Source organism: Nonomuraea antri (assembly GCF_013283785.1).
GTDB lineage: Bacteria > Actinomycetota > Actinomycetes > Streptosporangiales > Streptosporangiaceae > Nonomuraea > Nonomuraea antri.
In genome coordinates this window covers 75,333-99,867 of the sequence record NZ_JABCPZ010000003.1, presented here as the reverse complement: position 1 = coordinate 99,867, position 24,535 = coordinate 75,333, and the positions used below count along the sequence as shown (strand labels likewise).

The 24,535-nt window shown below is 71.4% G+C and carries 24 protein-coding genes; 6 read left to right on the top strand and 18 right to left on the bottom strand.

Annotated elements, in window-relative coordinates; translation table 11 throughout:
* Positions 1 to 6: 6 nt before the first annotated feature.
* The gene (locus HII36_RS01785; protein ID WP_217369042.1) at positions 7 to 693 is read right to left on the bottom strand and encodes a histidine phosphatase family protein; all 687 of its coding nucleotides are present in this window, start codon (positions 691 to 693) and stop codon (positions 7 to 9) included.
* Positions 694 to 787: 94 nt separating this feature from the next.
* Between HII36_RS01785 and HII36_RS01780 the strand changes: the two genes are divergently transcribed.
* On the top strand, positions 788 to 1,666 hold the full coding sequence (locus HII36_RS01780) for an NAD(P)-dependent oxidoreductase (RefSeq protein ID WP_173521235.1): 879 nt from the start codon (positions 788 to 790) through the stop codon (positions 1,664 to 1,666).
* Here HII36_RS01780 and HII36_RS01775 read toward each other — a convergent pair.
* The 5 genes from HII36_RS01775 to HII36_RS01755 form a co-directional block, all read right to left on the bottom strand.
* Entirely contained in the window at positions 1,630 to 2,232 is a 603-nt protein-coding gene (locus HII36_RS01775; RefSeq protein ID WP_173521234.1) for a hypothetical protein, read from the bottom strand. The genes HII36_RS01780 and HII36_RS01775 overlap by 37 nt on opposite strands.
* Positions 2,233 to 2,467: 235 nt before the next feature.
* Positions 2,468 to 3,037 carry a hypothetical protein gene (locus HII36_RS01770; RefSeq protein ID WP_173521233.1) on the bottom strand — a complete coding sequence of 190 codons (570 nt, stop codon included), beginning with the start codon at positions 3,035 to 3,037 and terminating at the stop codon, positions 2,468 to 2,470.
* A 45-nt stretch (positions 3,038 to 3,082) separates the two neighbouring features.
* Positions 3,083 to 4,891, bottom strand: a complete 1,809-nt coding sequence (locus HII36_RS01765; RefSeq protein WP_173521232.1) for a hydantoinase B/oxoprolinase family protein — start codon at positions 4,889 to 4,891, stop codon at positions 3,083 to 3,085.
* On the bottom strand, positions 4,884 to 6,887 hold the full coding sequence (locus HII36_RS01760) for a hydantoinase/oxoprolinase family protein (protein ID WP_173521231.1): 2,004 nt from the start codon (positions 6,885 to 6,887) through the stop codon (positions 4,884 to 4,886). Before HII36_RS01760 ends, HII36_RS01765 begins: the two co-directional genes overlap by 8 nt.
* A 6-nt stretch (positions 6,888 to 6,893) precedes the next feature.
* Entirely contained in the window at positions 6,894 to 7,265 is a 372-nt protein-coding gene (locus HII36_RS01755; protein WP_173521230.1) for a hypothetical protein, read from the bottom strand.
* Positions 7,266 to 7,339: 74 nt separating this feature from the next.
* Here HII36_RS01755 and HII36_RS01750 point away from each other — a divergent pair, with 74 nt between their 5' ends.
* A complete protein-coding gene (locus HII36_RS01750) occupies positions 7,340 to 7,975 on the top strand; it encodes a thymidine kinase (protein ID WP_173521229.1) in 636 nt (211 codons plus the stop codon).
* Between the two features lie 2 nt (positions 7,976 to 7,977).
* Here the strand turns inward: HII36_RS01750 and HII36_RS01745 are convergent, their stop codons facing one another.
* The 3 genes from HII36_RS01745 to HII36_RS01735 form a co-directional block, all read right to left on the bottom strand.
* Positions 7,978 to 8,649: a DsbA family oxidoreductase gene (locus tag HII36_RS01745; RefSeq protein WP_173521228.1), complete on the bottom strand. Its 672-nt coding sequence runs from the start codon at positions 8,647 to 8,649 to the stop codon at positions 7,978 to 7,980.
* A gap of 39 nt (positions 8,650 to 8,688) precedes the next feature.
* Complete coding sequence (locus HII36_RS01740) at positions 8,689 to 9,525, bottom strand: hypothetical protein (protein WP_236003072.1); 837 nt, start codon at positions 9,523 to 9,525, stop codon at positions 8,689 to 8,691.
* 124 nt (positions 9,526 to 9,649) lie between these two features.
* The gene (locus HII36_RS01735) at positions 9,650 to 10,291 is read right to left on the bottom strand and encodes an SRPBCC family protein (protein WP_328807552.1); all 642 of its coding nucleotides are present in this window, start codon (positions 10,289 to 10,291) and stop codon (positions 9,650 to 9,652) included.
* 96 nt (positions 10,292 to 10,387) lie between these two features.
* Here HII36_RS01735 and HII36_RS01730 point away from each other — a divergent pair, with 96 nt between their 5' ends.
* The 3 genes from HII36_RS01730 to cydB all read left to right on the top strand — a co-directional run bounded on the left by HII36_RS01730 (position 10,388) and on the right by cydB (position 13,730).
* Positions 10,388 to 11,269, top strand: a complete 882-nt coding sequence (locus HII36_RS01730; protein WP_173521225.1) for a polysaccharide deacetylase family protein — start codon at positions 10,388 to 10,390, stop codon at positions 11,267 to 11,269.
* A 213-nt stretch (positions 11,270 to 11,482) separates the two neighbouring features.
* Positions 11,483 to 12,829 carry a cytochrome ubiquinol oxidase subunit I gene (locus HII36_RS01725; RefSeq protein WP_173521224.1) on the top strand — a complete coding sequence of 449 codons (1,347 nt, stop codon included), beginning with the start codon at positions 11,483 to 11,485 and terminating at the stop codon, positions 12,827 to 12,829.
* A 13-nt stretch (positions 12,830 to 12,842) separates the two neighbouring features.
* On the top strand, positions 12,843 to 13,730 hold the full coding sequence (gene cydB, locus HII36_RS01720) for a cytochrome d ubiquinol oxidase subunit II (protein ID WP_173521223.1): 888 nt from the start codon (positions 12,843 to 12,845) through the stop codon (positions 13,728 to 13,730).
* On the opposite strand, the gene HII36_RS01715 is transcribed toward cydB, so the two are convergent.
* The 6 genes from HII36_RS01715 to HII36_RS01690 are packed head-to-tail and all read right to left on the bottom strand — an operon-like array spanning position 13,727 to position 20,484.
* Complete coding sequence (locus tag HII36_RS01715) at positions 13,727 to 14,152, bottom strand: hypothetical protein (RefSeq protein WP_173521222.1); 426 nt, start codon at positions 14,150 to 14,152, stop codon at positions 13,727 to 13,729. The two genes, cydB and HII36_RS01715, sit on opposite strands and share 4 nt — an antisense overlap.
* A gap of 32 nt (positions 14,153 to 14,184) precedes the next feature.
* Positions 14,185 to 15,216 carry a leucine-rich repeat domain-containing protein gene (locus HII36_RS01710; protein ID WP_173521221.1) on the bottom strand — a complete coding sequence of 344 codons (1,032 nt, stop codon included), beginning with the start codon at positions 15,214 to 15,216 and terminating at the stop codon, positions 14,185 to 14,187.
* 7 nt (positions 15,217 to 15,223) lie between these two features.
* Positions 15,224 to 17,596 carry an aerobic carbon-monoxide dehydrogenase large subunit gene (gene cutA, locus HII36_RS01705; protein ID WP_173521220.1) on the bottom strand — a complete coding sequence of 791 codons (2,373 nt, stop codon included), beginning with the start codon at positions 17,594 to 17,596 and terminating at the stop codon, positions 15,224 to 15,226.
* Positions 17,597 to 17,600: 4 nt separating this feature from the next.
* On the bottom strand, positions 17,601 to 18,077 hold the full coding sequence (locus HII36_RS01700; protein WP_328807551.1) for a (2Fe-2S)-binding protein: 477 nt from the start codon (positions 18,075 to 18,077) through the stop codon (positions 17,601 to 17,603).
* A gap of 29 nt (positions 18,078 to 18,106) precedes the next feature.
* Positions 18,107 to 19,063: an FAD binding domain-containing protein gene (locus HII36_RS58500; protein ID WP_173521218.1), complete on the bottom strand. Its 957-nt coding sequence runs from the start codon at positions 19,061 to 19,063 to the stop codon at positions 18,107 to 18,109.
* The gene (locus HII36_RS01690) at positions 19,060 to 20,484 is read right to left on the bottom strand and encodes a uracil-xanthine permease family protein (RefSeq protein ID WP_173521217.1); all 1,425 of its coding nucleotides are present in this window, start codon (positions 20,482 to 20,484) and stop codon (positions 19,060 to 19,062) included. Before HII36_RS01690 ends, HII36_RS58500 begins: the two co-directional genes overlap by 4 nt.
* A gap of 168 nt (positions 20,485 to 20,652) precedes the next feature.
* Here HII36_RS01690 and HII36_RS01685 point away from each other — a divergent pair, with 168 nt between their 5' ends.
* Entirely contained in the window at positions 20,653 to 21,132 is a 480-nt protein-coding gene (locus HII36_RS01685) for a hypothetical protein (protein WP_173521216.1), read from the top strand.
* Here HII36_RS01685 and HII36_RS01680 read toward each other — a convergent pair.
* From HII36_RS01680 to HII36_RS01670, 3 genes are all read right to left on the bottom strand, one after another.
* Positions 21,122 to 22,444, bottom strand: a complete 1,323-nt coding sequence (locus HII36_RS01680; RefSeq protein WP_328807550.1) for a uracil-xanthine permease family protein — start codon at positions 22,442 to 22,444, stop codon at positions 21,122 to 21,124. The two genes, HII36_RS01685 and HII36_RS01680, sit on opposite strands and share 11 nt — an antisense overlap.
* Positions 22,445 to 22,581: 137 nt before the next feature.
* Positions 22,582 to 22,785 carry an RNA-binding S4 domain-containing protein gene (locus HII36_RS01675; RefSeq protein ID WP_173521215.1) on the bottom strand — a complete coding sequence of 68 codons (204 nt, stop codon included), beginning with the start codon at positions 22,783 to 22,785 and terminating at the stop codon, positions 22,582 to 22,584.
* A 9-nt stretch (positions 22,786 to 22,794) separates the two neighbouring features.
* The gene (locus tag HII36_RS01670; RefSeq protein ID WP_173521214.1) at positions 22,795 to 24,462 is read right to left on the bottom strand and encodes a PucR family transcriptional regulator; all 1,668 of its coding nucleotides are present in this window, start codon (positions 24,460 to 24,462) and stop codon (positions 22,795 to 22,797) included.
* Positions 24,463 to 24,535: the final 73 nt, after the last annotated feature.

The following is a 24,535-nucleotide window of genomic DNA, read 5'->3' as shown; positions in this document are numbered from 1 at the left end:
GCGGGGTCAGCCGGGCGGCGTCAAGTGGGCGGTGTCGTTGAAGCTGAGCAGGCTCAGCGCACCCTCGGGCGCGTGCCAGATCGAGACCGAGGCGTTCATGATCGGCGCGTACCGCGCCACCGCGGCCAGGTCGGCGTCGGGCGTCTCGTCGATGACGTGCCGGAGTATCAGCACCACCGCGTCGTGCGCGACGATCAGCACCCGCCGGCCGTCGGCCTCCTCGCGCAGGTCGCCGAGGAAGTCCCGCAGCCGCACCGCCACGTCGCCGAACGACTCGCCGCCCGGCGGCCGGTAGACGTAGTCGCCCTCGTCCCGCCAGCGTGCCAGCTCCTCGGGGAACTGCTGCGCGATGGCCGCCTCGTTGTACGGCGCGAGCTCGCCCCACCTCCGGTCGCACAGCCGCTCGTCGACGGCGACCGGCAGCGGTGCGGCGATGCCCCACGCCTCCTGCGCGATCTTCCAGGTGTCCAGCGCCCGCAGGTACGGCGAGCACCACACCACCTCCGGCGCCTCGTCGGCGGGCAGGCCGGCCAGCAGCCGTCCGAGCGCCGCCGCCTGCCGCACGCCCCGCCCGGTCAGCGTCACCTCGTCGTCGCCGCGCTCGTAGACCAGCGGGGTGTCGCCCGCCCGCTGGTAGGCGAGGTTCGCCTCGCTCTCGCCGTGCCGCACCGCGATGATCCGCAACGGTCCCATGACCGCCATCCTGTCACGCGGCCGGGTCACGATGATCGCCCAGGGAAGGAGTAAGGTCTTCTGTTGTAACGATCGGTTCAAAAAGGGGGAAGGCATGTCCGTCGTAGCGGTGCTCGGCACGGGGCTCATGGGCGCACCCATGGCCCGCAACCTGCTCAAGTCCGGCATGACGGTACGGGTGTGGAACCGTACCCAGGCCAAGGCCCTGCCGCTGGAGTCCGACGGCGCCGTCGTCGCCGGCTCCCCCGCCGAGGCGGTCGAGGGCGCCGATGTGATCATCACGATGCTGAGCGACGGCGACGCGGTCCACGACGCGATCACCTCCGCCGCGCCGGGGCTGCGCACCGGCCAGGTCTGGGCCCAGATGAGCACCGTCGGCGTGGCCGCCGTGAGCCGCCTGGCCGAACTCGCCGGCCGCCACGGGCTCGTCCTCGCCGACGCGCCCGTCCAGGGCACCAGGCAGCCCGCCGAGCAGGGCGCGCTCATCGTCCTCGCGGCCGGACCGCAGGCCGCCAGGCAGGCGCTCGACCCGGTCTTCGCCGCCGTCGGCCGGCGCACCCTCTGGCTGGACGACGACGCCGCCTCCGGCGCGGGCACCAAGCTCAAGATGGCCACGGTCAGCTACGGCATCTCCATGACCGCCGTCGTCGCCGAATCCCTGGCACTGGCCAAGGGCCTGGGCGTCGACCCCGACCTGGTCCGTCAGGTCGTCACCGGCGGCCCGATGGACAGCGTCTACTTCCAGGCCAAGTCCGCGTCCATCCTGGGCGGCGACTTCACGCCCAGCTTCACCGTGCACAACGCGGAGAAGGACACCCGGCTGATCACGGAGGCGGGGGCGGCGGCAGGCGTCCGGCTCGACCTGGTCGCCGCCGCCGGCGACCGCTTCCGCCGCGCCGAGGCCGCCGGCCACGGGGACGAGGACATGTCGGCCACCTACTTCGCCAGCTTCGACCAACCAGAAGCGGGGTGACTATCCGTGGCTGAACGGGTACAGTAGGACCACGCCGCCCTCCTGCGGGGGGGGATGGAAGTGAGCCCGGGTGTACTGCCGGAATTGACAGGAACCCGGGCTTCGCGCTGTCCGCACTCAGCGCAGGGCGAACGCCACGCCACCTGCAGTCGCGACGTGATCGCATGCCGACCCTTGAGCGTGACGATCATGTCGTGATCCTGCGCGTCCAGCCTGCGGTCGCGCTGCTCGAAGACCACCTCGCGCACGTGGCGATTCCCCAGCTCCCAGAGCAGGCACTCCATGACCTTCCGCCGAGCGCGCTCCTGCCTCTTACGATCAAGGCCCGTACCCACTAGAACGATCCCCCGCAGCCTCAGGCCCGCCAGCGCCTCGACGAGCTGCGCCCGGCGTTTGTCGTTCTCGTCGCGCCAATGCAGTCTGGGTTGCCGGCGCAGCAGCAGCGACCTGAGCGCGGCCCGGTGCGCCTCCGCGCGGGCGGGTGCGACCAGAACCGCGGCCATCAGGTAAAGGCCCTGCTGGATGCGCATGGATTCATCAACGTAGGCCGAGAACGGGGGGTTCACGGGGGATCATGCTAGCCTCGATCATTACGCTAAGTGATGAAATTCTCACACTTCGTTGACATAGGCCACCAGGGGCTTCGGGCTTGAGGATTTCAGGTGACTATTCGTGCTCGGCCGGGTACAGTGAGAGCACGCCGCCCTCCTGCTGGGGGGGCCGGAAGTGGGCCCGGGTGTACTGCCGGAATTGACAGGAGCCCGGGCTTCGCGCTGTCCGGAACCAGCGCGCCCATCGGCCTCAGCGTGCGTCCACGTACTCCAGTGTCATCCCCTCGCCCAGTTCGGCCCAGAACCTGGTGTCTCCCGCTTCGGCGGCCGCTCGGGCGCCGGCCACGACGTCGGGGAGCCAGAGCAGCGGCTCGTCGAAAGGCGAGCGCCACACCGCGAGCAGGCGTGGGGCCATGGCGTGGCGGCCCTTGAGCGCCTCGATCATGTCGCGGTCGCGGGCGTCGAGCGTCGGTTCCCGCCGTTCGAAGATCACGTCGGTGACATGGCGGTGGCCCAGTTCCCAGAGCAGGCGCTCCATGCACTTGCGCCGGGCGCGCTCCTGCGTCCGGCGGGCGAGCCCGGCGCCCACGATGACGAGACCTCTCAGCCCCAAGGCCGCCAGCGCCTCCACCAACTGCGCCCGGCGTTTGTCGTTCTCGTCGCGCCAGTGCAGGCGGGGTTGCCGGCGCAGCAGCAGCGACCTGAGCGCGGCCCGGTGCGCCTCCGCCCGAGCGGGTGCGACCAGAACCGCGGCCATCAGGTAAAGGCCCTGCTGGATGCGCATGGATTCATCGACGTAGGCCGAGAACGGGGGGTTCACGGGGGATCATGCTAGCCCCGTCACTTACGTTAAGTGATGGGATCCTTACAGTTCGTCCACCTCGGCGAAGGTTCTGCCGCCCGAGAGTTTCGGGTAGCCAGGGCCGCGGTCGAAGAAGCGGTCGGCCGGGGGGCGGAGGCGGGCGCGGAGTTCGGCGGTGCCGCGTTCGTCGATGCGGTCCCCGTCCAGCACCACGCCGTAGTCGCCCAGGGCGCCCGCGATCGAGACCTTGCCGTCGCGGACGTCGGCGGCGACCGCGCGGGGGTCACGGTCGTACGGGGAGCCCCAGCCGCCCCCGCCCGTGGTGCGGATGCGGATCAGGTCGCCGGCCTGTACCGGGTGGTCGTCCACCAGGCCGTCCATCTCCTTGCCGCCGATCTCCACGCGGAACGGGCGGCCGGCCAGGCCGCCGTTGACGCCCCAGCAGGACAGGATGGAGCGGTCGGCGATCGACATGTACGAGGCGTCGCGCAGCATCCTGATGTGCTTGTCGTAGCCGAGCCCGCCCCTGAACATGCCGGGTCCGCCGGAGTCGCAGGCCAGGGCCAGGCGTTCGACCCGGAACGGCCAGCGGGCCTCGGCGAACTCGACGGGGATGTTGCGCGAGTCGGGCACGATGTGGATGGTGTCCTCGCCGTCGGCGTACCAGCGGCCGCCCGAGCCGCCGCCCAGCACCTCGCGCATCAGGTACGGCAGCCCGTCGGCGTCGGTGCCGTACACGCCGGTGTAGCGGATCGTCTCCTGGTCGGCGGGCATGCGGCCGCCGGTGGCCTTGGCCAGGACGCCGGCCAGCACCCCGAGCAGGCGCAGGATGACGAACGTGCGGGCGTTGGTGGGCGCGGGGAAGACCGGGGTGAGCAGCGTGCCCTTCTCCGGGAAGATCATCTTGATCAGCGGGACGACGCCCTCGTTGACGTCCAGCTCGGCCATGCGCTCCGGCGTGTCGGCCAGGTTGCGCAGCACCGGGGCCAGCCACTTCTTCAGGAAGACGCCGTCGGCGTAGTCGCCCGCGTGGTTGATCGGGCCCTTGGCCTGCGGGGACGTCCCGGTGAAGTCGATCGTGAGCGGCGATTCGGCCGCGTGGTCGACGGTCAGGGTGATGCGCTGGGTGTGCAGCCTGGGCTCGTCCACGCCGTCGTGCTCGGCGTAGTCCTCCCAGACGTAGCTGCCCTCCGGGATCTTGGCGAGCAGTTCGCGGCGGAACGTCTCCGTCGTCTTGGCGATGATCGCGTCGAAGCACTCGACGACGGCGTCCTTGCCGTAGCGGTCGAACAGCTCGCCCAGCCGCCTGGCGCCCATCAGGCAGGCCGAGCACTCGGCGTCCAGGTCGCCGGCCAGCGAGTCGGGCATGCGCGAGTTGCGGGTCATGATGCGCAGCGCGGTCTCGTTGGGCACGCCCTCGTCCCAGAGCTTGATCGGCGGGACCATCAGGCCCTCTTCGTAGACCGACCGCGCGTGGGAGGGCATGGAGCCGGGCACGGCGCCGCCGATGTCGTCGTGGTGGCCGAACGCCTGCACGAACGCCACCACCTCCCCCTCGTGGAAGACCGGGACGGTGACGCACAGGTCGGGCAGGTGCCCGATGCCGCCTTCCGACAGGTAGACGTCGTTGTGGAAGTAGACGTCGCCGGGCTTCATCGTCTCGATCGGGAAGTCGCGGACGATGGGCTGCACGAGCGCGCTGTAGGAGCGTCCGGTGAGCTTGCGCAGCCGCGCGTCGTGGATGCCGGCCCGGAAGTCGTGCGCGTCGCGGATCATCGGCGAGCGGGCGGTGCGCGCGATCGCCGTCTCGACCTCCTGCTCGACCGAGGCCAGCGTGCCCTCGACGATCTCCACGAGAATCGGGTCAGTCACGGCGAACCTCCACGTTGCCGTACTCGTCCACGCGGGCGATGAAGCCCGGGTGGATCGGGATGGTCGAGCCGTACTCCTCGATCACCGCGGGCCCGGCCACCTTCATGCCGGGTCCGAGGTCGGCCCGCTGGAAGATCGGGGTCTGCGCGACGTGGTCGAAGTGCACCGGCCTGGTGGCGGGGGTGGGCTTGGCCGCCCCGGACTGCCTGCGCCGGATGGTCGGGCGGGTGATGGGCCCGATGCCGGAGACGCGCAGGTTGACCCATTCGACGCCGTGCCGGGGGTCGTCGCGGTAGGCGTAGCCGTACAGCTTCTCGTGCGCCTGGTGGAAGGCGTCGATCACCTGCCGCTTCCAGTCGTCGTCGATCTCCCCCGCGGGGGCGGGCACGCGCACCTCGTAGGCCTGGCCGTAGTAGCGCAGGTCGGCGCTGCGGGCGTAGACCGGATCGTCGAAGCCCTCGCGGTCGAGCGCCTCGGCCGCCTGATGTTCGAGCTCGCGGTAGATCTCGCCGGCCCGCTCCAGGGCCAGGTCGCGGGTGACGTACGTGCGCACGTAGTCGTTCTTGACGTCCACGGTGAGCAGCCCGAACGCGGACACGTTGCCCGGGTCGGGCGGGATGACCACGGCGGGCAGGCCGAGGATGTCGATCAGCCGGCAGGCCAGCAGCGGCCCCGAGCCGCCGAACGTCACCAGCGGGAAGTCGCGCACGTCGAGCCCGCGCTTGACGGTGAGCTGCCTGATCGCGTTGCTCTGGTTGAACGCGCTGATCTCCAGGATGCCGGTCGCGGTGCGTTCCGGGGTGAGGCCGAGCTTGTCGGCCAGGGCCTGGATGCCGGCGCGCGCGGCCTCGGCGTTGAGCGGGATCTCGCCGCCGAGCAGGTGCGGCGGGATGCGGCCGAGGAAGACGTGCGCGTCGGTGACGGTCACCTCGGTGCCGCCGCGGCCGTAGCAGAGCGGCCCCGGGTCGGCGCCGGCCGAGCGCGGGCCGACCTTGAGCGTGCCCTCGGGCGAGATCCAGGCGATCGAGCCGCCGCCCGCGCCCACCGTGACGATGTCGATCATCGGGATCTTCACCGGGTAGCGGCCGATGGCGCCCTCGGTGGTGACGGACGGCTCGCCGTCGATCACCACGGCCACGTCGGTGGAGGTGCCGCCGCCGTCGAGGGTGATCACCGACGGGTGGCCCGCGGTGGCGGCGATGAGCGCCGCGCCGAGCGCGCCGGCCGCAGGTCCCGACAGGACCGTGGTGATCGGCTGGTTGACCACCTCGCGCGCCGACAGCACGCCGCCGTTGGACTTCATCACCGAGAACGGCATGCCCAGCCTGGTGGACAGGCTGGCGATGTAGCGGCGCATGGTGGGCTTGACCGCGGCGTCGACCAGCGTGGTGACCGAGCGCTCGTACTCGCGGTACTCGCGCAGCACGTCGCTGGAGATCGAGACGGTCGCCTCCGGGTGCTCGCGCCAGATCACCTCGCGCATGCGGCGCTCGTGCTCGGGGTTGGCGTAGGAGTGCAGGAAGCAGACGCCGATCGCGGTGACGCCTTTCGACCTGAACCAGCGCGCCACCTCGGCGGCCTGCTCCTCGTTGAACGGGCGCACCTCGGCGCCCAGGTGGTCCAGCCGCCCCCCGACGGTCCTGACCAGGTGCACGGGGACGATGCGTGGCGGCTTGACCCAGAAGTAGGAGTTGCCGTACCCGTCGGGCACGCTCTGCCTGGCGATCTCCAGGATGAACTCGAAGCCCTCGGTGGTGACGAGCCCGAGGTTCGCCATCCGGTCTTCGAGCAGCTGGTTCGTGGCCACGGTGGTGCCGTGCACGATGGAGCCGACGTCCAGCTCGCCCAGTTTGCCGATGCCGGTGATGAACCCGTCGGCGGGGTTCGCCGGGGTCGAGGGGGTCTTGGTGGTGACGATCTCACCGGTCTGCTCGTCCACGGCCACCACGTCGGTGAACGTGCCGCCGGTGTCGACTCCGATTCGGACGCTGCGCATGGCTCCTCAGCTTCTGCGTCGGCCGAGCACTTCGTCGATGACGCGGGGCGCGTTCTGTGTCCCCACGTAGGCGGCCAGCCGCACCACCATCTCCTGGGACTTGGCCAGCTCGGCCTCGACCTTGGCCTTCCCCGACTGGCCGGCCTGCACCCCGAAGTAGGCGCCGATGATCGTGCCGACCACCCCGGCCACGCCGGCGAACAGCGCGGCGAATTCCCGGGTGGCGAACACGGCGGCGCCGAAGGCGACCAGGACCGCGATGATGCCTGTCACCACGACCAGGAAACCGTAGCGCCATCGCGCGGCGTCGGCCTGGGCGGCGGTGACGTCGTCCGGCGTCATCATCGCGTCGAGCGCTGGGGGTTTGTCCGTGACCACAGATCCTCCTGATACTCAGGGGAGAAATGTCCCACGAGCTTGTGGAACAAGCCAAGCCGCTAAGCTGGCCCCCCGTGACCGAACTGTCTGCCTTGTCTGCCGTGCCGGCCGGCGCCCGCGATGCCGTACTGAAGTTCTACTTCGGCCCGATGGACTGCGGGAAGTCCACGTTGGCGCTCCAGATGAACTACAACCACGGACGCCAGGGCAGGCGTGGTCTGGTGCTGACCAAGCACGACCGGTCCGGCGGTCCGAAGATCACCAGCAGGATAGGGCTCGGACTGGAGGCGATCGAGGTCGAGGATTCTCTCGATCTGGTGACACTGGTCACCGGGCACGACAGAATCGACTACCTGATCTGCGACGAAGCCTGTTTCTACACGGTCGAGCAGATCGAGCAACTGGCCGTGCTGGTGGACGAGCACGGCGTCGACGTCTACGCGTTCGGTCTCGCCTCGGACTTCAGGTCCGTCATGTTCCCGGCCGCGCAGCGGCTGTTCGAGCTGGCCGACGAGGTGTGCCGGCTGCAGGTCGAGGTGCTGTGCTGGTGCGGACGCCCCGGCCTGCTGAACGCCCGGGTGGTGGGCGGCAGGATGGTGCGCACCGGCGAGCAGGTGGTGATCGGTGACACCGATGCCTCGCCCGTGCGCTACCAGGTGCTCTGCCGCCGCCACCACCGCACGGGGCAGCTCGGCGAAGGGACCTGCTGAGCTCAGACCGCGCAGACGCCGTCGTCGTCGCAGCCGTCGGCGGGCGCGGCGAGCTGGGTGATCGGGGTCTGCCCGGTCTTCTCCGCGACCTCGTCGATGGCGGCCGTGAAGACCTCTTCCGGCTGCGCGCCCGAGACCGCGTACTGGCCTTCGAACAGGAACAGCGGCACGCCGGTGATGCCGAGCCGGCCGGCCCTGGCCAGGTGTTCGCGCACCTGCTCGGCGCCCTCGCCGGTGTCGGTGACGCCGGTCTCCGCGGCCAGCTTGCCCAGCACGTCGGCGTCGGCGACGTTCAGCCCCTCGCTGAAGTACGCGCGGAACAGCCGCTCGGCCATCTCCTCGCCCAGGCCCTGGCCCGCGGCGATCTCGATGAGCCGGTGCGCCTCGAACGTGTTGGCGCTGACGGCCCTGGCGTGGTCGATGACCAGGCCCTCCTCGCTGCCCACCGAGGCGACCCGCTCGACCATCTGCGTGGCGTTCGGGCCGAACTTGCGCTCCAGGGCGGGCAGCAGCGGCTCGCCCTCGGCCGGGGCGTCGGGGTTGAGCTGGTACGGGCGCATCGTCACCTCAAGGGTGCCGCCCTTGGCGCGGAACCGGTCGGCGGCCCTGGCGAACCGGACGTGGCCGATGTAGCACCAGGGGCAGACGACGTCGGAAAAGATCTCGACTTTCACATCTGACGTCAACCACGCCGGTCACCCGGTCATTCCTGCTCAGCCCGCGGCCAGTTCCTCCAGCCGGTAGGGCAGGTAGGCCGAGTCGTCGACCAGCGCGGAGGCGCCGCGCCACCAGCCGAACCACTCGCCGCTGCGCCACATCCAGTCGACGCGTTCGATCGCGGCCACCACGTCGCCCACCGTCTCCCACCGCTCGCCGAGCTGGTCGCGGGTGGCGCCGTGCCTGGTGGCCCAGTCGCGCAGGATGCCGACCGCGGCCGGGTCGACGCGGCGCACGTACGGGTCGGGCACCTCGCCGGGCAGCCGGTGCGGCCCGAGCCCGGCGGCGACGCCCCAGCTCCACTGCGCCTCGGCGGGACGCGAGTAGCGCAGCGAGTGGAAGTCCAGGTTCGAGCCGAGGTCCTCGTCGGGCCGGCGGGTGACGACCGCGTCGAGCCGGCCGCCGGCGTCGAAGTGCACCACCAGCCGCTGGCCGGGCTTGACCCCTGGCGGCAGGTCGAAGCGGTCTTCGGCCTGCCAGGAGTTGAGGTCGACCTGGGCGACGGGCTGGCCCCAGAGCTGGTCTGCGGCGTCGTCGGAGATCCAGGCGGCGAGCATCTCCAGCGCGGTCAGGTCGGTCCACGGCTCGATCGCGACGGCCGTGCGCAGCACCTCGTCGGGCGCGGGCAGTTTGCCGCCCCTGGGCCGCGTCCACCATTCCAGGCCCAGCTCGCGGGTGCCGACGAGCAGGGCGGCGATGGCGGCCAGCTCGGCCGACCGCCGGGTGAGCGAGGCGCCCAGCGCCAGCCCGAGGCTCCGGTCGGTGCGCTCGTCGCCGAGCACCGGGCGCACGTCGCCGATCAAGGACTCGGCGGTCGGGCGCTCCTCCCCCAACAGGTTTCGTACGACTCGCTTGGCCTCGGTCCTTGCGTCTTCAGCATGTGCCTGCCGCATACCGCCACGCTACGCCTGGAGATCCTTTTCCGCGAGAGCCCGTACCGCCATGCCGCGCATCTGATCAGGAACGGCGTCGCCCGGCGCGGCCCAGCAGCCACCCGACGGCCACCCCGGTCAGGGCGATGCCCGCGCCCATGCCGAAGGAGGCGAGCATCACCCAGGGCCGCGTCTCGGTGTGCCGCTCGGCCGCCGGACGCTCGTGTACGACGGCCGGACGCTCGTGCACGGCCGGCTCCGCGGTGTCGGGAACGACGGCCAGGGCGGCCGGGGCGCGCAGGTGCTGCTCGACGGCGGTGAAGAACTCGGCGGCGGTGCGCTTGGCCACCGAGGCGAGCAGCCGCTGCCCGACCCCGCCGATCATCCCGCCGATCACCGCGTCGGCGTCGTAGTCGACGCGGGTGCCGCCGTCGCTCTCGGCCAGCCGCACCTGGACGGTGGCCGCGACCGTCCCCGGCGCGCCCTGCCCGCGGGCCTCGAGCACGAAGCGCTCGGGCTCGGACGGCTCGCTCAGCGCCACCTCGCCCTGGTAGACGCCCTTGATGGAGGCGACGCCCGCGCTGATCGTCATCCTGTACGTGTCGGGCCCGGTCTCCTCCAGCCGCTCGCACCCGGGCAGGGTGCGCACCAGCACCGCCGGGTCGCGCAGCGCCGCCCACAACCGTTGCCTGTCGACGCCGATCACGGCGCTGCCCACGATGTTCACATCGCCACTGTAGGCAGCGCGGGTCCGCGGACATAGGGCAACACCTGCCAGCCGGGACACCCGTCGTCCCATGGAGAACTGGCAAGATAGGGCGCCATGTGCACGAGGGGGATCGGCCGCCGGCGGGCGGGCGTGGTGGCGTCGCGGCTGGTGGCGGGGTGTGCGGCAGTGCTGATCACGGCCTGCGCGGCCGACGGGACGGCCGGTTCGCGCCCGTCGTCCCCCGCGAGGTCGGCGGCGCCGTCGTCCTCGGCGTCCCCCGCGCCGCTGCCGCCTCCGGGCGTGCTGCCGCGCCCCGGCGAGGTGGGCGCGATCTCCTCGACTGGCGGGCTGCCGCCGGTCATCAGCTCGATCCCGACCAAGCGCAAGGTCGTCTTCCTGACCATCGACGACGGCTGGGAGCAGGACCCCGGGTTCGTCCAGCAGGTACGCGACCAGCGCATCCCCATCACCGCGTTCGTGATGCGCGACGCGGTGGAGGCCAAGGGCACGCCCGACCAGTCCGGCGGCCCGGCCCGCTACGTCGGCGCCGGCAAGTGGTCATATTTCCGGAAGCTGCAGGCGGCCGGGGTGCCCGTCGAGAACCACACGCTCACCCACCCGAACCTGCGCCTGCTCGGCCACGAGGCCCAGCGCGCGGAGATCTGCGGCGCGTCCAGGCTGGTCAAGCAGCGGCTCGGGAGCAGGCCCACGCTGTTCAGGCCGCCGTTCGGCAACTACAACACGGACACGCTGCGCGCGGCCAAGGCGTGCGGCCTGTCGGCGGTGCTGCTCTGGACGGCGACCGTCCAGCCCGGCGGCAAGATCGCCTATCAGGTGCCCGACAAGAAGCTGCGTCCCGGCGACATCCTGCTGCTGCACTTCCGCCCGAACCTGGCCAGGGACTTCCGCATCCTGGTGAACAAGATCAAGCGGCGCGGGTTCGAGCTCGGGAACCTGGAGGCGTACCTGAAGGCGGCCCGGGCCGGCGCCCAATAGGCGACACGTAGCCGCTCCACAGAGGGTCCGCCGCGCGGGGTAGGCCCGAATCAGCCCGGCGGGTGACGCGTCCGGCATGACCTGCACGGGATGCTTTAACCCTGAATCACTGGGGGGATGTGACGAAGGTCGCATCGCGTTGCTCTACAGCTTGTAGTACTACTTCAAGTAGATGTACTACAGCTTGTAGAGCTCAGATGTCGGGCGGGGTAGATGGACGCACTTGATCTCGCACGGTGGCAGTTCGGAATCACCACCGTGTACCACTTTCTGTTCGTGCCGTTGACCATTGGACTGGGGATCTTCGTGGCGGGCCTGCAGACGGCCTGGCACCGCACGGGGAAGGAGAGCTACCTCAGGCTGACGAAGTTCTTCGGGAAGCTCTTCCTGATCAACTTCGCCATGGGCGTGGTCACCGGCATCGTGCAGGAGTTCCAGTTCGGGATGAACTGGAGCGAGTACTCAACGTTCGTCGGCGACGTGTTCGGCGCGCCGCTGGCGATGGAGGCCCTGCTGGCCTTCTTCATGGAGTCCACGTTCCTCGGGCTGTGGATCTTCGGCTGGGACCGGCTGCCGAAGAAGGTGCACCTGGCGACCATCTGGGCCGCGGCCATCGGCTCGAACCTGTCGGCGTACTTCATCCTGGCCGCCAACGCCTGGATGAAGCACCCGGTCGGCTACGAGGTCGTCGACGGCAAGGCCAGGATGACCGACATCTGGGCGGTGCTGACCAACTCCACCGCGCTGGCCCAGGTCCCGCACGTGATCGGCGCGGCGTTCGTGGTGGCCGGCGGGTTCGTGCTCGCGGTGAGCGGCTACTGGCTGCTGAAGACGCGCGCCGGCATGTGGCGCAGCGCCGCCAGGGCCGCCCTGGTGATGACCGCGATCGCGGGCGCCGTGGTGGCCGGCACCGGCGACCTGTCGGCCAAGCTGATGTACGAGCAGCAGCCGATGAAGCTGGCCTCGGCCGAGGGCCTGGAGCGCGACACGGCGGGGGCCGCGTTCTCGCTGGCGCCGGGCATCGAGATCCCCAAGGTGCTGAGCTTCCTGTCGACCAACGACTTCGACGCCACCGTCCAGGGCACCGAGGACCTGCAGCGCCGCTTCGAGCAGCAGTTCGGCCCCGGCGACTACCGGCCGAACCAGCCGGTGGTGTTCTGGTCGTTCCGCGTGATGATCGTCTTCGGCCTGGCCACGGTCGGGCTGTCGGTGCTCGGCCTCTGGCTGACCCGCCGCCGGCGCGAGTTCCCCGCCTGGTTCTCGCGGGTGCTGATCCTGGCGCTCCCGCTGCCGCTGCTCGCGGTGACCGCCGGCTGGCTGCTCAGCGAGATCGGCCGCCAGCCGTGGACGGTCGCCGGCGAGCTGCTCACCGCCGCCAGCGTCTCGCCCGGCGTGTCGCTGGCCGAGGTGGCCACGTCCCTGGCGATCTTCACGCTGCTGTACGGCGCGCTCGCCGTGGCCGAGGTGGTGCTGCTGACCAGGCACGTGCGCAAGGGCCTGGACGACCCGGCGCCCGCGCTGCCGCAGGCCGAGAAGCTCGAACCGTCGCTGATGTACTGAGGGACTGACACCCATGATCGACCTGTGGTTCATCATCATCGCCTTCCTGTGGACCGGCTACTTCGTCCTGGAGGGCTTCGACTTCGGGGTCGGGCTGCTGGCCCCGCTCGTCAGCAGGAACTCCGCCGAGCACCGGCAGAGCCTGCAGACCATCGGCCCGGTGTGGGACGGCAACGAGGTGTGGCTCATCACCGCCGTCGGCGCCATGTTCGCCGCGTTCCCCGCCTGGTACGCGGGCGTGTTCAGCACCTTCTACCTGCAGGTCACGCTGATCCTGGTGGGCCTGATCGTGCGCGGCGTGGGACTTGAGTGGCGCGGCAAGGTGCGCAATCCGCTCTGGTGCGACCTGGGCATCGTCGTCGGCAGCGCGCTGCCGGCCTTCCTGTGGGGCGCGGTCTTCGCCGACCTGCTGTTCGGCAGCGCCCTGGCGGCCGTGCTGGGCGGGGCGTTCACGCTGGCGGTCTGCGCCCTGCACGGCGCGGTCTTCCTGGCGCTGAAGACCGCCGGACGGGTGCGTGAGCGCGCCCGCGTGGTGGCGCTGGCCGCCGCCGTGCCCGCGCTGGCGCTGGCCGTGGTGACGCTGTCGAACCTCGGCTCGATCCCGGCCCTGACCTCGGTGGCCGCGCTCGCCGCGGGTGCGGCGCTGATCTGGCGGCGCAGGGAGGGCTGGGCCTTCGCCACCACGGCGGGCGCGATCGTGCTGGCCACGCTGGCGGTGTTCATGGAGCTGCGGGTGTCGCCGCTGCCCGGGCTGACGCTGGCCGAGGCGGCCTCGGGGCCGTACACGCTGCGGGTGCTGAGCTGGATCGGGCTGATCACCCTGCCGTTCATCCTGGTCTACCAGGGCTGGACGTACTGGGTGTTCCGCAAGCGCGTCACCGTGAGCGCCGCGGCCGCCTAGTCGACGGTCCGCATCCGGTTGGTGCGGTGGTCCTTCAGGTGCAGGTCGCCGCCCAGCCGCTCCTTGAGCAGGTCGAGCACCTCGCGGCTGGACAGGACCGTCCACAGCGGGCCGACCAGGTGCGGGTTGTACTCGGGGGCCGCGTCCATCCAGGCGTCCTTGCCGGCCTGGCTGGCGAACGTGGTCACGAAGAACTCGCCGTCGGGGGTCTTGCAGTAGCCGGTGCGCAGCTCGGCCGCGTCGACCTGCATGCGCGGCTCGCAGCCGACCTTGGCGGACAACTGCTCGACGGTCAGGGGCTTGGCCGCCCGGCCCGGGTTCCCGCCGGCGGCGACGTTACCGCCGCTCCCGTAGCCGGGGGCGCAGGCGGTGACGAGCCCGGCCAGCAGCGCGACGGCGGCCAGACGTGGAAATGTCGTCATGTGCCGAGATACGCAGGGCCGGGGACCCGGGTTCAGCGCAAAATGACACATCCCCGCTCGCGCAGCCGGCGCAGCGCGTCGGGCTCGCCGTCGAGCTTGTTCCAGCGCAGGTCGAGCTTCTCCAGCGCGGGCAGCTCGGCCAGCGTGTCCGGCAGGGTCCTGAGGCGGTTGTTGCGCAGGTCGAGGTGGGTGAGCCCGCTCAGCAGGCCGATCGCGGCCGGCACCTCGCCGAGCAGGTTGTCACGCAGGTCGAGCAGCCGCAGCTCGCCCAGCCCGGCCAGGCCGCCGGACGGCAGCCCGGTCAGCCGGTTGCCGCGCAGGTGCAGCTCGCGCAGCCGGCCCAGCCTGCCGATCGTCTCCGGCAGCTCGCGCAGCCGGTTGTTGTACAGCCGCAGCTCCACCAGCGCCGCCATCGAGCCGATCGAGTCCGGCAGCAGCTCCAGCAGGTTGTCGGTGAGGTTGAGATAGGCGAGCCGGTCCAGCCGGCCGAGCGCTTCCGGCACCCGCGTGAACCGGTTGTCGCTCAGGTAGAGGTAGTCGGTCAGCGGCAGGTCGCCCAGCTCGGCCGGGATCGTGGTGAGCCGGTTGTGCCCGAGGTCGAGCATGCGCAGCCGGGTCAGCCCGCCGATCGCCGCGGGGACGTCGGTCAGCTCGTTCTCGGCCAGGTTGAGCGATTCGAGCGTGTCCAGCTTCCAGAGCGCGCCGGGCACGCCGGTCAGCCGGTTGCCGCCGGCCGCCAGGTGGCGCAGGCGCCCGGGGAGGCGGTCGGGGAGCGTCGTGATCGCGTTGCCGTACAGGAAGAGCGTCTCCAGGGACGGCGGGCAGGACGGCACCTCGGTCAGCTCGTTCCCGTCGAGGTGCAGCGCGCGCAGGCGGGTGAGCCCCGACAGGTCGGGCAGCGCGCGCAGCCGGTTGCCGTCGAGCCTGAGCTCCTCCAGCGCGCCGAGTTCGCCCAGGTGGGCGGGCGGCTCGGTGAGCGCGTTCCAGGCCAGGTCGATCAGCCGCACCCTGGACGGCACGACGGGCGGCTCGGTCAGCCCGGCGGCGGGCAGGCGCAGTTCCATCCGGGGATCATGGCATACGGCGTGACTCGCGCAGCTCGCGGAGCTCGTACAGGTCGGAGGGCGAGATGGGCATGCGGTCGATCTCGATGCCCTCGGCGTCCTCGACGGCCGAGGCGATCACCGCCGAGACCGGGATGACCCCGGCCTCGCCCGCGCCCTTGACGCCCAGCGGGTTCAGCGGCGACGGCGTCTCCAGGTGCGCGGTCTCGACGCGCGGGATCTCGGTGGCGTACGGCATGAGGAAGTCCATGAACGAGGCGTTGACGAGCTGGCCGTGCGCGTCGTAGGCCATGCGCTCGTACAGCGCGCCGCCGATGCCCTGCGCGACGCCGCCGTGGATCTGCCCCTCGACGATCATCGGGTTGATCAGCCTGCCGCAGTCGTGCACGACCGCGTACCGCAGCACCCGGATCTCGGCGGTGTCCGGGTCGGTCTCGACGATCGCCGCGTGCATGCCCGCCGCGAACGTGGACCTGATCGGCGAGTAGTAGTCTCGGCCCTCCAGCCCTGGCTCGTCCCCCTCGGCCACCGGCGGACGGTCGGGCGCGGCGGCGCCGGCGAACTGGGTGGCCTTGGCGGTCTCCTCGTCGAAGGCGTAACGCAGCGGGTTGGCCAGCACCGCCACCGTCGACAGCGGGATCGCCGCCGACGGCGTGCCCGCCACGTGCACGATCCCGTCGCTGACGGTCAGGTCGGCCGGGTCGGCCTCCAGCGCGTCCGCGGCGATGCGCAGCGCCTTCTCGCGCACCTTCCTGCACGCCAGCGCGATGGCGTTGCCGCTGACCACGGCCGCGCGCGAGGCGAACGTGCCGACCGCGTAACCGAACCTGCGCGTGTCGCCGGTGACCACCGAGACCCGCTCGATCGGCACGCCCAGCTCGGTGGCGGCGATCTGGGCGAACACGGTCTCGTGCCCCTGGCCCTGCGAGGTGAGCCCGGTGGAGACGTGCACCCGGCCGTCGGAGGTGACCATCACGTGGCCGCCCTCGTACGGGCCGACGCCGGTGCCCTCGACGTAGCAGCCCAGGCCGATGCCCACGCCCGGCCGCCGGACGTGGGTGTCCCAGCCGATCAGCTCCTTGAGCATGCGCAGCATCTCCGGGTAGTTCCCGCTGTCGTAGATGAGCGGGCGGCCGTCCTGGAAGGTCATGCGCTGGTCGTAGGGGAACTCGTCGGGGCCGATGAAGTTGGCCCGGCGCACCTCCGCGCGATCCTTGCCGAGATGGCGGGCGATCTTGTCCATGGTCCGCTCCATGCAGAACACGGCCTGCGGACGCCCGGCCCCCCGGTACGGCGTGACCTGCACGGTGTTGGTGTAGACGGCGCTGAACTCCACCCGGTACGACCCGATCTTGTACGGGCCGAGCAGCTGGGTGGAGGTGACGATCGGGATGATGATCCCGTACGGGGTGTAGGCGCCGTGGTCGTGCAGGATCGTCACGTCGAGCCCGAGCACCCGGCCGTCGTCGTCGAAGCCGACCCGGACGTACTGGACCTGCCCGCGTTCGTGCGCGGATGAGATGAAGTGCTCCCTGCGGTCCTCGGCCCACTTGATCTCGCGGTTCAGCGTCATGGCCGCCCACGGGATCAGCACCTCCTCCGGCCAGGGATGCACGATCTTCACTCCGAAGCCGCCGCCGACGTCCGGCGCGATCACCTCGACCTGCGGCAGCGGCAGCCCGAGCGCGGCCGACAGCGCCATGCGCACGCTGGTCGAGGTCTGGGTGCTGGAGTACACGCGCAGGTCGCGGCCGTCCCAGCGGGCGTACACGCCGCGGCCTTCGAGCGGCATGCTCGCGCTGCGCTCGATGTCGAGCCGGAAGGCGAGCGTGTGCGGCGCGGTCTCGATCGTCTCCCTGGCGCCCCGGCCGTCGGCCGCGCCGACCTCCTGCACCAGGTGCGCGCCGACGTTGCCGGGCACGTCGTCGTGCACGAGCGTGCCGCCCTGGGCGGCCTCCTCCAGGCCGACGACGGGCTTGAGCGGCTCGTAGTCGACCTCGATGAGCGCGCAGGCGTCCTCGGCGGCGTAGCGGTCGGTGGCCACCACCATGACCACCGGCTCGCCGACGTGCCTGACGATGTCCCTGGCCAGCGGGTAGGCGGTGCGTCCGTGGGTGAGCGCGGGGTGCGGGATCAGCAGCGGCAGCGGCCTGCCGACGCGTTCCGGCAGGTCCTCCCAGGTGTAGACGGCGATCAGGCCCTCGACGTCGAGCGCCGGGCCGACGTCGATGTCGCGGATGCGGGCGTGCGCGTGCGGCGACCTGACGAACGCGGCGGCCAGCGCGCCGGGGCCGAGGTCGTCGAGGTAGGCGCCCTGCCCGGTGAGCAGCCTGGGGTCCTCGCGGCGCGGCACCGGCTCGCCGAACAGTCTGGTGGTCACCCCGTCACGCCTCCTCGGCCAGCAGCTCGGCGGCCCGGTGCACGGCCTTGACGATGTTCTGGTAGCCGGTGCACCGGCACAGGTTGCCCGAGATGCCCTCCACCACCTCGTCGTCGGTCGGCGCCGGGTTGGCCCGCAGCAGCGCGGTCACCGTGCACAGGAAGCCCGGGGTGCAGAAGCCGCACTGCAGCCCGTGGCACTCGGCGAACGCCCGTTGCACCGCGGACAGCCCGCCGGGCCCGGCCAGGCCCTCGACGGTGGTGATCTCGCATTCGTCCACGCTCACCGCGAACGTCAGGCACGAGCGCACCGGCTCGCCGTCGAGCAGCACCGTGCAGCAGCCGCAGACGCCGTGCTCGCAGCCCACGTGGGTGCCGGTGAGGCCGAGATCGTGGCGCAGGCAGTCCGACAGCAGCCGCCGCGCGGGCACCCGCACCCGGCGGGCCGTGCCGTTGACGGTCAGCGTGATCTCATGCTCCACCCGCCGCGCCTCCTCCCACCGGCGTGATCTCATGCTCCACCCGCCGCGCCTCCTTCCGCCGCCTCGCGCAGCGCCCGTTCGGTGAGCACGCCGACGAGGTGCCGCCGGTAGGCGGCCGTGGCGTGGATGTCCGCTTCCGGCTCGATGCGTTCCTGGACGGCCCGCGCCGCCCGCGCCCACCGCGTCTCGGACGGCGGGCGACCGGCGCATTCGGCGGTCACGTCCACGACGACGGGGACCGGGCCGACACCGACGCAGGCCACCCGGGCGGTGGCGACGGCGCCGTCGCCGTCGAGGCTCGCCACGGCGCACACGCCGGCCAGCGCGTAGTCGCCGTGCCGCCTGGCCACCTCGTGGAAGGCCGATCCGGTACGCGCGCCCAGCGCGGGGAAGAACGCCGAGACGGCCAGCTCCCCCGGCTCGACGGCCGACTCCATCGGGCCGGTGAAGAACGCGTGCGCCGGGATCTCACGCAGGGTCGCGCCAGCGGGGACCGCCACGAGGCCGTCGCCGCCCGGCCCGCCGGCGCCCGCGGTCACCGGCGCCGGCCCGCCGCCTTGCGTCGGCCCGCCTGGCCCACCCCAGCGGGCCACCGTCACCGAGCCGTCCAGGAGCGCCAGCACGGCCGGCAGTTCGGCCGCCGGGTCGGCGTGCACCAGGCTGCCCACCACGGTCCCCCGGTTACGGATCACCGGGTGCGCGACCAGCCGCAGCGCCCGCGACAGCAGCGGGTGCGCCCAGGACCGCTCGGCCTGGGCGTGCCGGACCAGCGCGCCCACCCGTACCCCGGCGGCGCTCGCGTCCATGGCGGCCAGCACGCCCAGCCGGTTGACGTCCACCAGGTGCGCGGGCGCGGCCAGCCGCATGTTCAGCATCGGGATCAGGCTCTGCCCGCCGGCCAGCACCTTCCCCCGCACCTCGGCCAGTACGCGCAGCGCGTCGCCGAGGTCGCGGGGCGCGTGGTACTCGAACGGCGGCGGCTTCACCCGGCGTCGCTCCCGGCCGGCCGAGCCGGTTCGGCCGCGCGCCGGCCCGCGATGACGCGCAGCAGGTGGTACCCGCCCACCACCACGACGGTGCCGAGCGCGATGCCTTCGAGCGTGAAGTCGCCACCGATCACGTGCTTCACCGGTCCGATCGCCAGGATGACGCCGGCGCCGATCGGGACCATGTTGACCGGGTCCGCGAAGTTCACCCGGTTCTCGATCCAGATCTTCGCGCCGAGAAGTCCGATCATGCCGTACAGGATGACGGTGACGCCGCCGAGCACGCCACCCGGCGTGGCGGCCACCAGCGCGCCGAACTTGGGCGAGAGCCCGAACAGGATCGCGATCGCGCCGGCGATGTAGTAGGCGGCCGTCGAGTAGACCTTGGTGGCCGCCATGACGCCGATGTTCTCGGCGTAGGTGGTGGTCGGCGAGCCGCCCACGGCGCTGGTGAGCACGGTGGCCGCGCCGTCGGCGGCGATGGCCCGGCCCACGTACGGGTCGACGTCGGTGCCGGTCATCTCACCCACGGCCTTGACGTGCCCGACGTTCTCCGCGATCAGCGCGATGACCGCGGGCAGCACCAGCAGCACGGCCGAGGTCTTGAAGTCGGGCACGTGGAAGTCGGGCAGCCCGAACCAGGGGGCCTGCTCGAAGGCGGCGAAGCTCACCCGGTCGTGCGCGAACGGCGTGGCCACGCAGTACGTCCCCTCGACCGGGCAGCTCGCCCCGGCCGCGTCACGCAGGTTCTGGCCGGGCAGCTTGGCGGTGATCGGGCCGGCGGTCTTGTCCAGCCCCCACGACAGGACAAAACCGACGACCAGCCCGACCAGCACCCCGATCCGCCCGATGAAACCCTTGAAGCCGACGATGACCAGGAACGTCACCAGCATGGTGAGGAAGGCGACCCACTGGTCCTGCGGCCAGTAGACGTCGGCCACCACGAACGCCAGCCCGAACCCGATCAGCATCACCACCGCGCCGGTCACCACCGGCGGGAAGACCCGGTGGATGATCTGCACCCCGAGCCAGTGGACCGCCAGCCCGGCCAGCGCCAGCACCAGCCCGGCGACCAGGATGGCGCCGGTCACGATCGCGTCGGCGCCTGCGGTGTCGCCGCCGGCGGCGGCCCTGATGGCGAACACGCCGCCGACGAACGACGCGCTGGTGCCCAGGTAGCTGGGCACCTTCCCCTTGACGATCAGCAGGAACAGGATGGTCGCGACGCCGGACATCATCACGGCCACGTTCGGGTCGAGCCCCATGACCAGGGGGAAGACGAACGTCGCGCCGAACATCGCGATCACATGCTGGGCCCCGAACCCCACCATGCGCGGCCAGGACAACCGTTCCTCGGGCCTGACCACCTCGTCGGGGGCCAGGCTCTTGCCGTCACCGTGTTTGGTCCATCCCCATGCCATGTGAGCCCCATTTCGGCCCGGCGCGGACAGTGCTGTTGCCGGGCACATTAAGTCCAGAGCCCCGCTCCTACACGGGCATGATCTGCCAAATCTCGGCGCGGGACCAGGCGATCCCTGATCCTGCGGAATCATGGTCGCCCGACATATCGGGGATTGAGGGGTTATGTCATGAGTTCATTGACCATCGAACTGGACCCGCTCCGCGGCGCGGGCCCGGTCCTCCTGGGCGCCACGCGGGAGCGGGCGGGCGCCGCGCTGCGCGCGTGGGGCGAGCCCCGGGAGCACGCGCCGTACCCGGGGGCGCTGCCGCTGGACTGGCGGCTGACGGGCGGCGGCGTGGACGTCCACGTGCACTGCGGCTCGACCGGGGTGGTCCAGACGATCGAGATCTTCCGCGACGACGACGACACGCACCCGGCCGCGCGGGTGCTGCTGCTGGGCATGGACGTGTTCGCCACCCCCGCCGAGGACGTGCTCGCCACGCTGGGCGAGCGGTTCGAGGTCGAGATCGAGGACGGCTTCGGCGGCACCGTCCCCGAACTCTCCGTCGGCCTGGGCGGCATGGTCGTCCCCGACGACGAGGACCGCGCCCGCTTCGGGCACGTCCTGATCGCCGGGCCCGGCTACTACGACCGCCCTACGCGGTGACCTCCTCCTTGCGGGTCACGCGCAGCAGGTGGTAGCCGAGCAGCAGGACGATCGTGCCCAGCGCGATGCCGCTGAGCGCGAACGTGTCGGTCAGCGGGAACGCCACCGGGCCGATGGCGCAGATGATGCCCGCGCCCACCGGCACCAGGTTGACCGGGTCGGACAGGTTGACCCGGTTCTCGATCCAGATCTTGGCGCCGAGCAGGCCGATCATGCCGTACAGGATGGTGGTGACGCCGCCGAGCACGCCGCCGGGCGTGGCGGCGATGAGCGCGCCGAACTTGGGGCACAGCCCGAACAGGATGGCGATGACGGCGGCGACGTAGTAGGCGGCCGTGGAGTAGACGCGGGTGGCGGCCATGACGCCGATGTTCTCCGCGTAGGTGGTGGTGGCCGAGCCGCCGACGGACGTGGCCACGACCGTGCCGACGCCGTCGGCCAGGACCGCCCGGCCCATGTAGGCGTCGACGTCGGTGCCGGTCATCTCGCCCACGGCCTTGACGTGGCCGACGTTCTCCGCGATCAGCGCGATCACCACGGGCAGCACCAGCACGATCGCCGATACCTCGAAGACCGGGCCATGCAGCTTCGGCAGCCCGATCCAGTCGGCGGCGGCGACGGCGTCGAGGTTGACGCGGAAGTGCTCGGTCACCTTGCCGCTGCCGTCAGCGGAAAGGATCTTGCCGTCGATCTGGTCCCAGCCCCACGACAGCAGGAAGCCGAACACCAGCCCGAGCAGCACCCCGATCCGGCCGAGGAAGCCGCGCAGAACGCCGATGAACACGAACGTGGCCGCCATGGTGAGCAGCGCCACCCAGGGGTCCTGCGGCCAGTACACGTCGGCGGCCACGTACGCCATGCCGAACCCGATCAGCATGACCACGCCGCCGGTGACGATCGGCGGGAAGACCCGGTGGATGATCTGCACGCCCAGCTTGTGGATCACCAGCCCGCACAGCGCCAGCACGACGCCGACGGCCAGCAGCGCGCCCGTCACGGTCGCGCTGTCACCGCCGCCCAGCCTGATCGCCGTCACCGCGCCGACGAACGACGCGCTGGAGCCGACGTAGCTGGGGATCTTCCCCTTGACGATCAGCAGGAACAGGATGGTCGCGACGCCCGACATCATCACGGCCAGGTTCGCGTCGAGCCCCATGACCAGCGGGAACACGAACGTCGCGCCGAACATCGCGATGACGTGCTGCGCACCGAACCCCACCATGCGCGGCCAGGTGAGCCGTTCTTCCGGCTTGACCACCTCGCCGGCCGCCAGCCGCTTGCCGTCTCCGTGCAGCTTCCATCCGAGCGCCACGCCCGCCAACCCCTATATCCATGACCCGACCAGCGGCCGTGCTCTCCGACGTTGTGTCGGAGAGCACAATAGACGGTGGCCGCGAGTACTTCGCACAGGGGGTGGCGGCCCGTTCACCTGGCGTGTCGCGCGGCGAGTCAGCGCACGTCGATCGAGAAGCCCTCGCCGCTGACCACCTGGCCGGAACGGATCTTGGCGGTCTTCCTGAGCTCCACCTCGCCGTCGACCAGCACCATGCCCTCGGCGATCAGGTGCTTGGCCATGCCGCCCGTCTCCGTGATGCCGCAGTACTTCAGGAGATCACACAGCGGGATGTACTCGGAGCGCAGTTCGAATTCCACGGGGTAAGCCTAGATGCCGCGCATCCGCAGCACGTGCAGGGCCAGCGTCAGGTTGAGCCGCAGGTGCGGGTCGTCGGTGAAGTTGCCGAGCAGGCGTTCGAGCTTGCCGATGCGGTAACGCAGCGTGTTGTAGTGGAAGTGCAGCCGCCTGGCCGTCTCGGCCACGTTGAGGTTGGTCTCCAGCAGCACCTGCAGGGTGCGCCGCAGGTCGCCGTTCTCGGCGTCGTCGTCGGAGGCGAGCGGGCCGAGCGTCTCGCGGACGAACGCGTGCAGCTCGCCGGTGTCGTTGACCAGCGACAGCAGCCGGTAGACGCCGAGCTGGTCGAAGTGCGCCACCGCCCCCGGGCCGTGCAGCTGGCGGCCGACCCTGGCCGCCTTCAACGCCTGCGAGTACGCCTCGGGCAGCAGCTCGGCTCCCGGGCTCGGCCGGGAGGTGCCGGTCGAGAACGTGGCCGGCGGCACGTCGGCGAACGCCGAGGCGGCGTCCTTGGCCACTCTGGCGGCGTCGATCGCGGCGCCCACCACGGCCACCACCTCGTGCGAGAAGCCCGCCACCGCGCCGCGCGGATCGTGCCTGCGCATGGCCGCCGTCCAGCAGGTGACCAGCCGGTCCTGCGCGCTGCGCTCGTCGCCTTCGGGGTCGAGCTCGGCCACCAGGACGGTCACCGGCCGCTCCAGGTCCCAGCCGAACGCTCTGGCCCTGGCCATCACCCGCTCGGCGGTGCCGGCCCGGCCGGTGAGCACGTCGCGCAGGAAGTCGGCGCGGTACTTGCTCTCGACCGCGTTGACCGCCTCCTGGCGGGTGACGACCAGGGCGGCGACCGTGGCGGCACGTTCCAGGATGCCGACGTCGCTGTCCCTGATCGCGCCGGACGGGCTGCAGGCGACGATCCTGCCGTGGTGGTGCCCGCCGGCGACCACGGGCACCGAGGCGAACGCGCGCCCGCCGGTTCCGGTGCCCGCGCCGGTGGTTCCCGTGCTCGTGCCGGCGCTCGCCCGGCCGCCTCCGCCGGACGTGCGGGAGGTCTGGACCGGCGGGCCCTCGCGGGTGATGGACTCGCGCAGCGCCGTGATGTGGTCGGGCGGTCCTGCGGCGGCCAGGATCCGGCCGCCGCCGTCGACCGCCGCCACCGCCACGTCGAGCAGCTGGGCCACCTCGGCGGTGACCTCGTCGAGCCCGCCGCCGGCCAGCACCACCTGCACCAGCGCCCGGTGCGCCTCCTCGGCGCGGGCGAGCACGGCGGCCTGGCGGTTGAGAATGTCGGTCAGCACCTGGTTGAGGATGTCGTCGAAGCCCACGTCGTTGGGCAGCAGGATGAGCGGGAAGCCCAGGCGGTCGGCCTGCTCGATCATCTCGCCGGGCAGCTCGTCGACGTAGCGGCCGAGCTTGATGGCCAGCGCGGCCAGGCCGCGTTCGTCCAGGTCGGCCACCAGGCGGCCGAGCGACTGCGGCGTGTTGCGCAGCGGGTAGCCGGTGGTGAGCAGCAGCTCGTGCGGCTTCACCCAGGCCAGGATGTCCGGCACCTCCATGACGTTCAGCCGCTGCACGATCCGGCCGAGCCCGCTCTCCCCCGCGATCAGCCTGGCCTCGGCCAGCGAGGAGACGCCGAGCACCTCTCCGACCGACACACCGTGAATGATCGTTCCCGTGCTGGCGAGACGGACGGGGGGCTCCATGTGGTGATTGTGACCCGAGAAGCGGTCTGTCAGGAAGACACAACCTTCCCGCTGACTCTTGGCAAATTCCTCC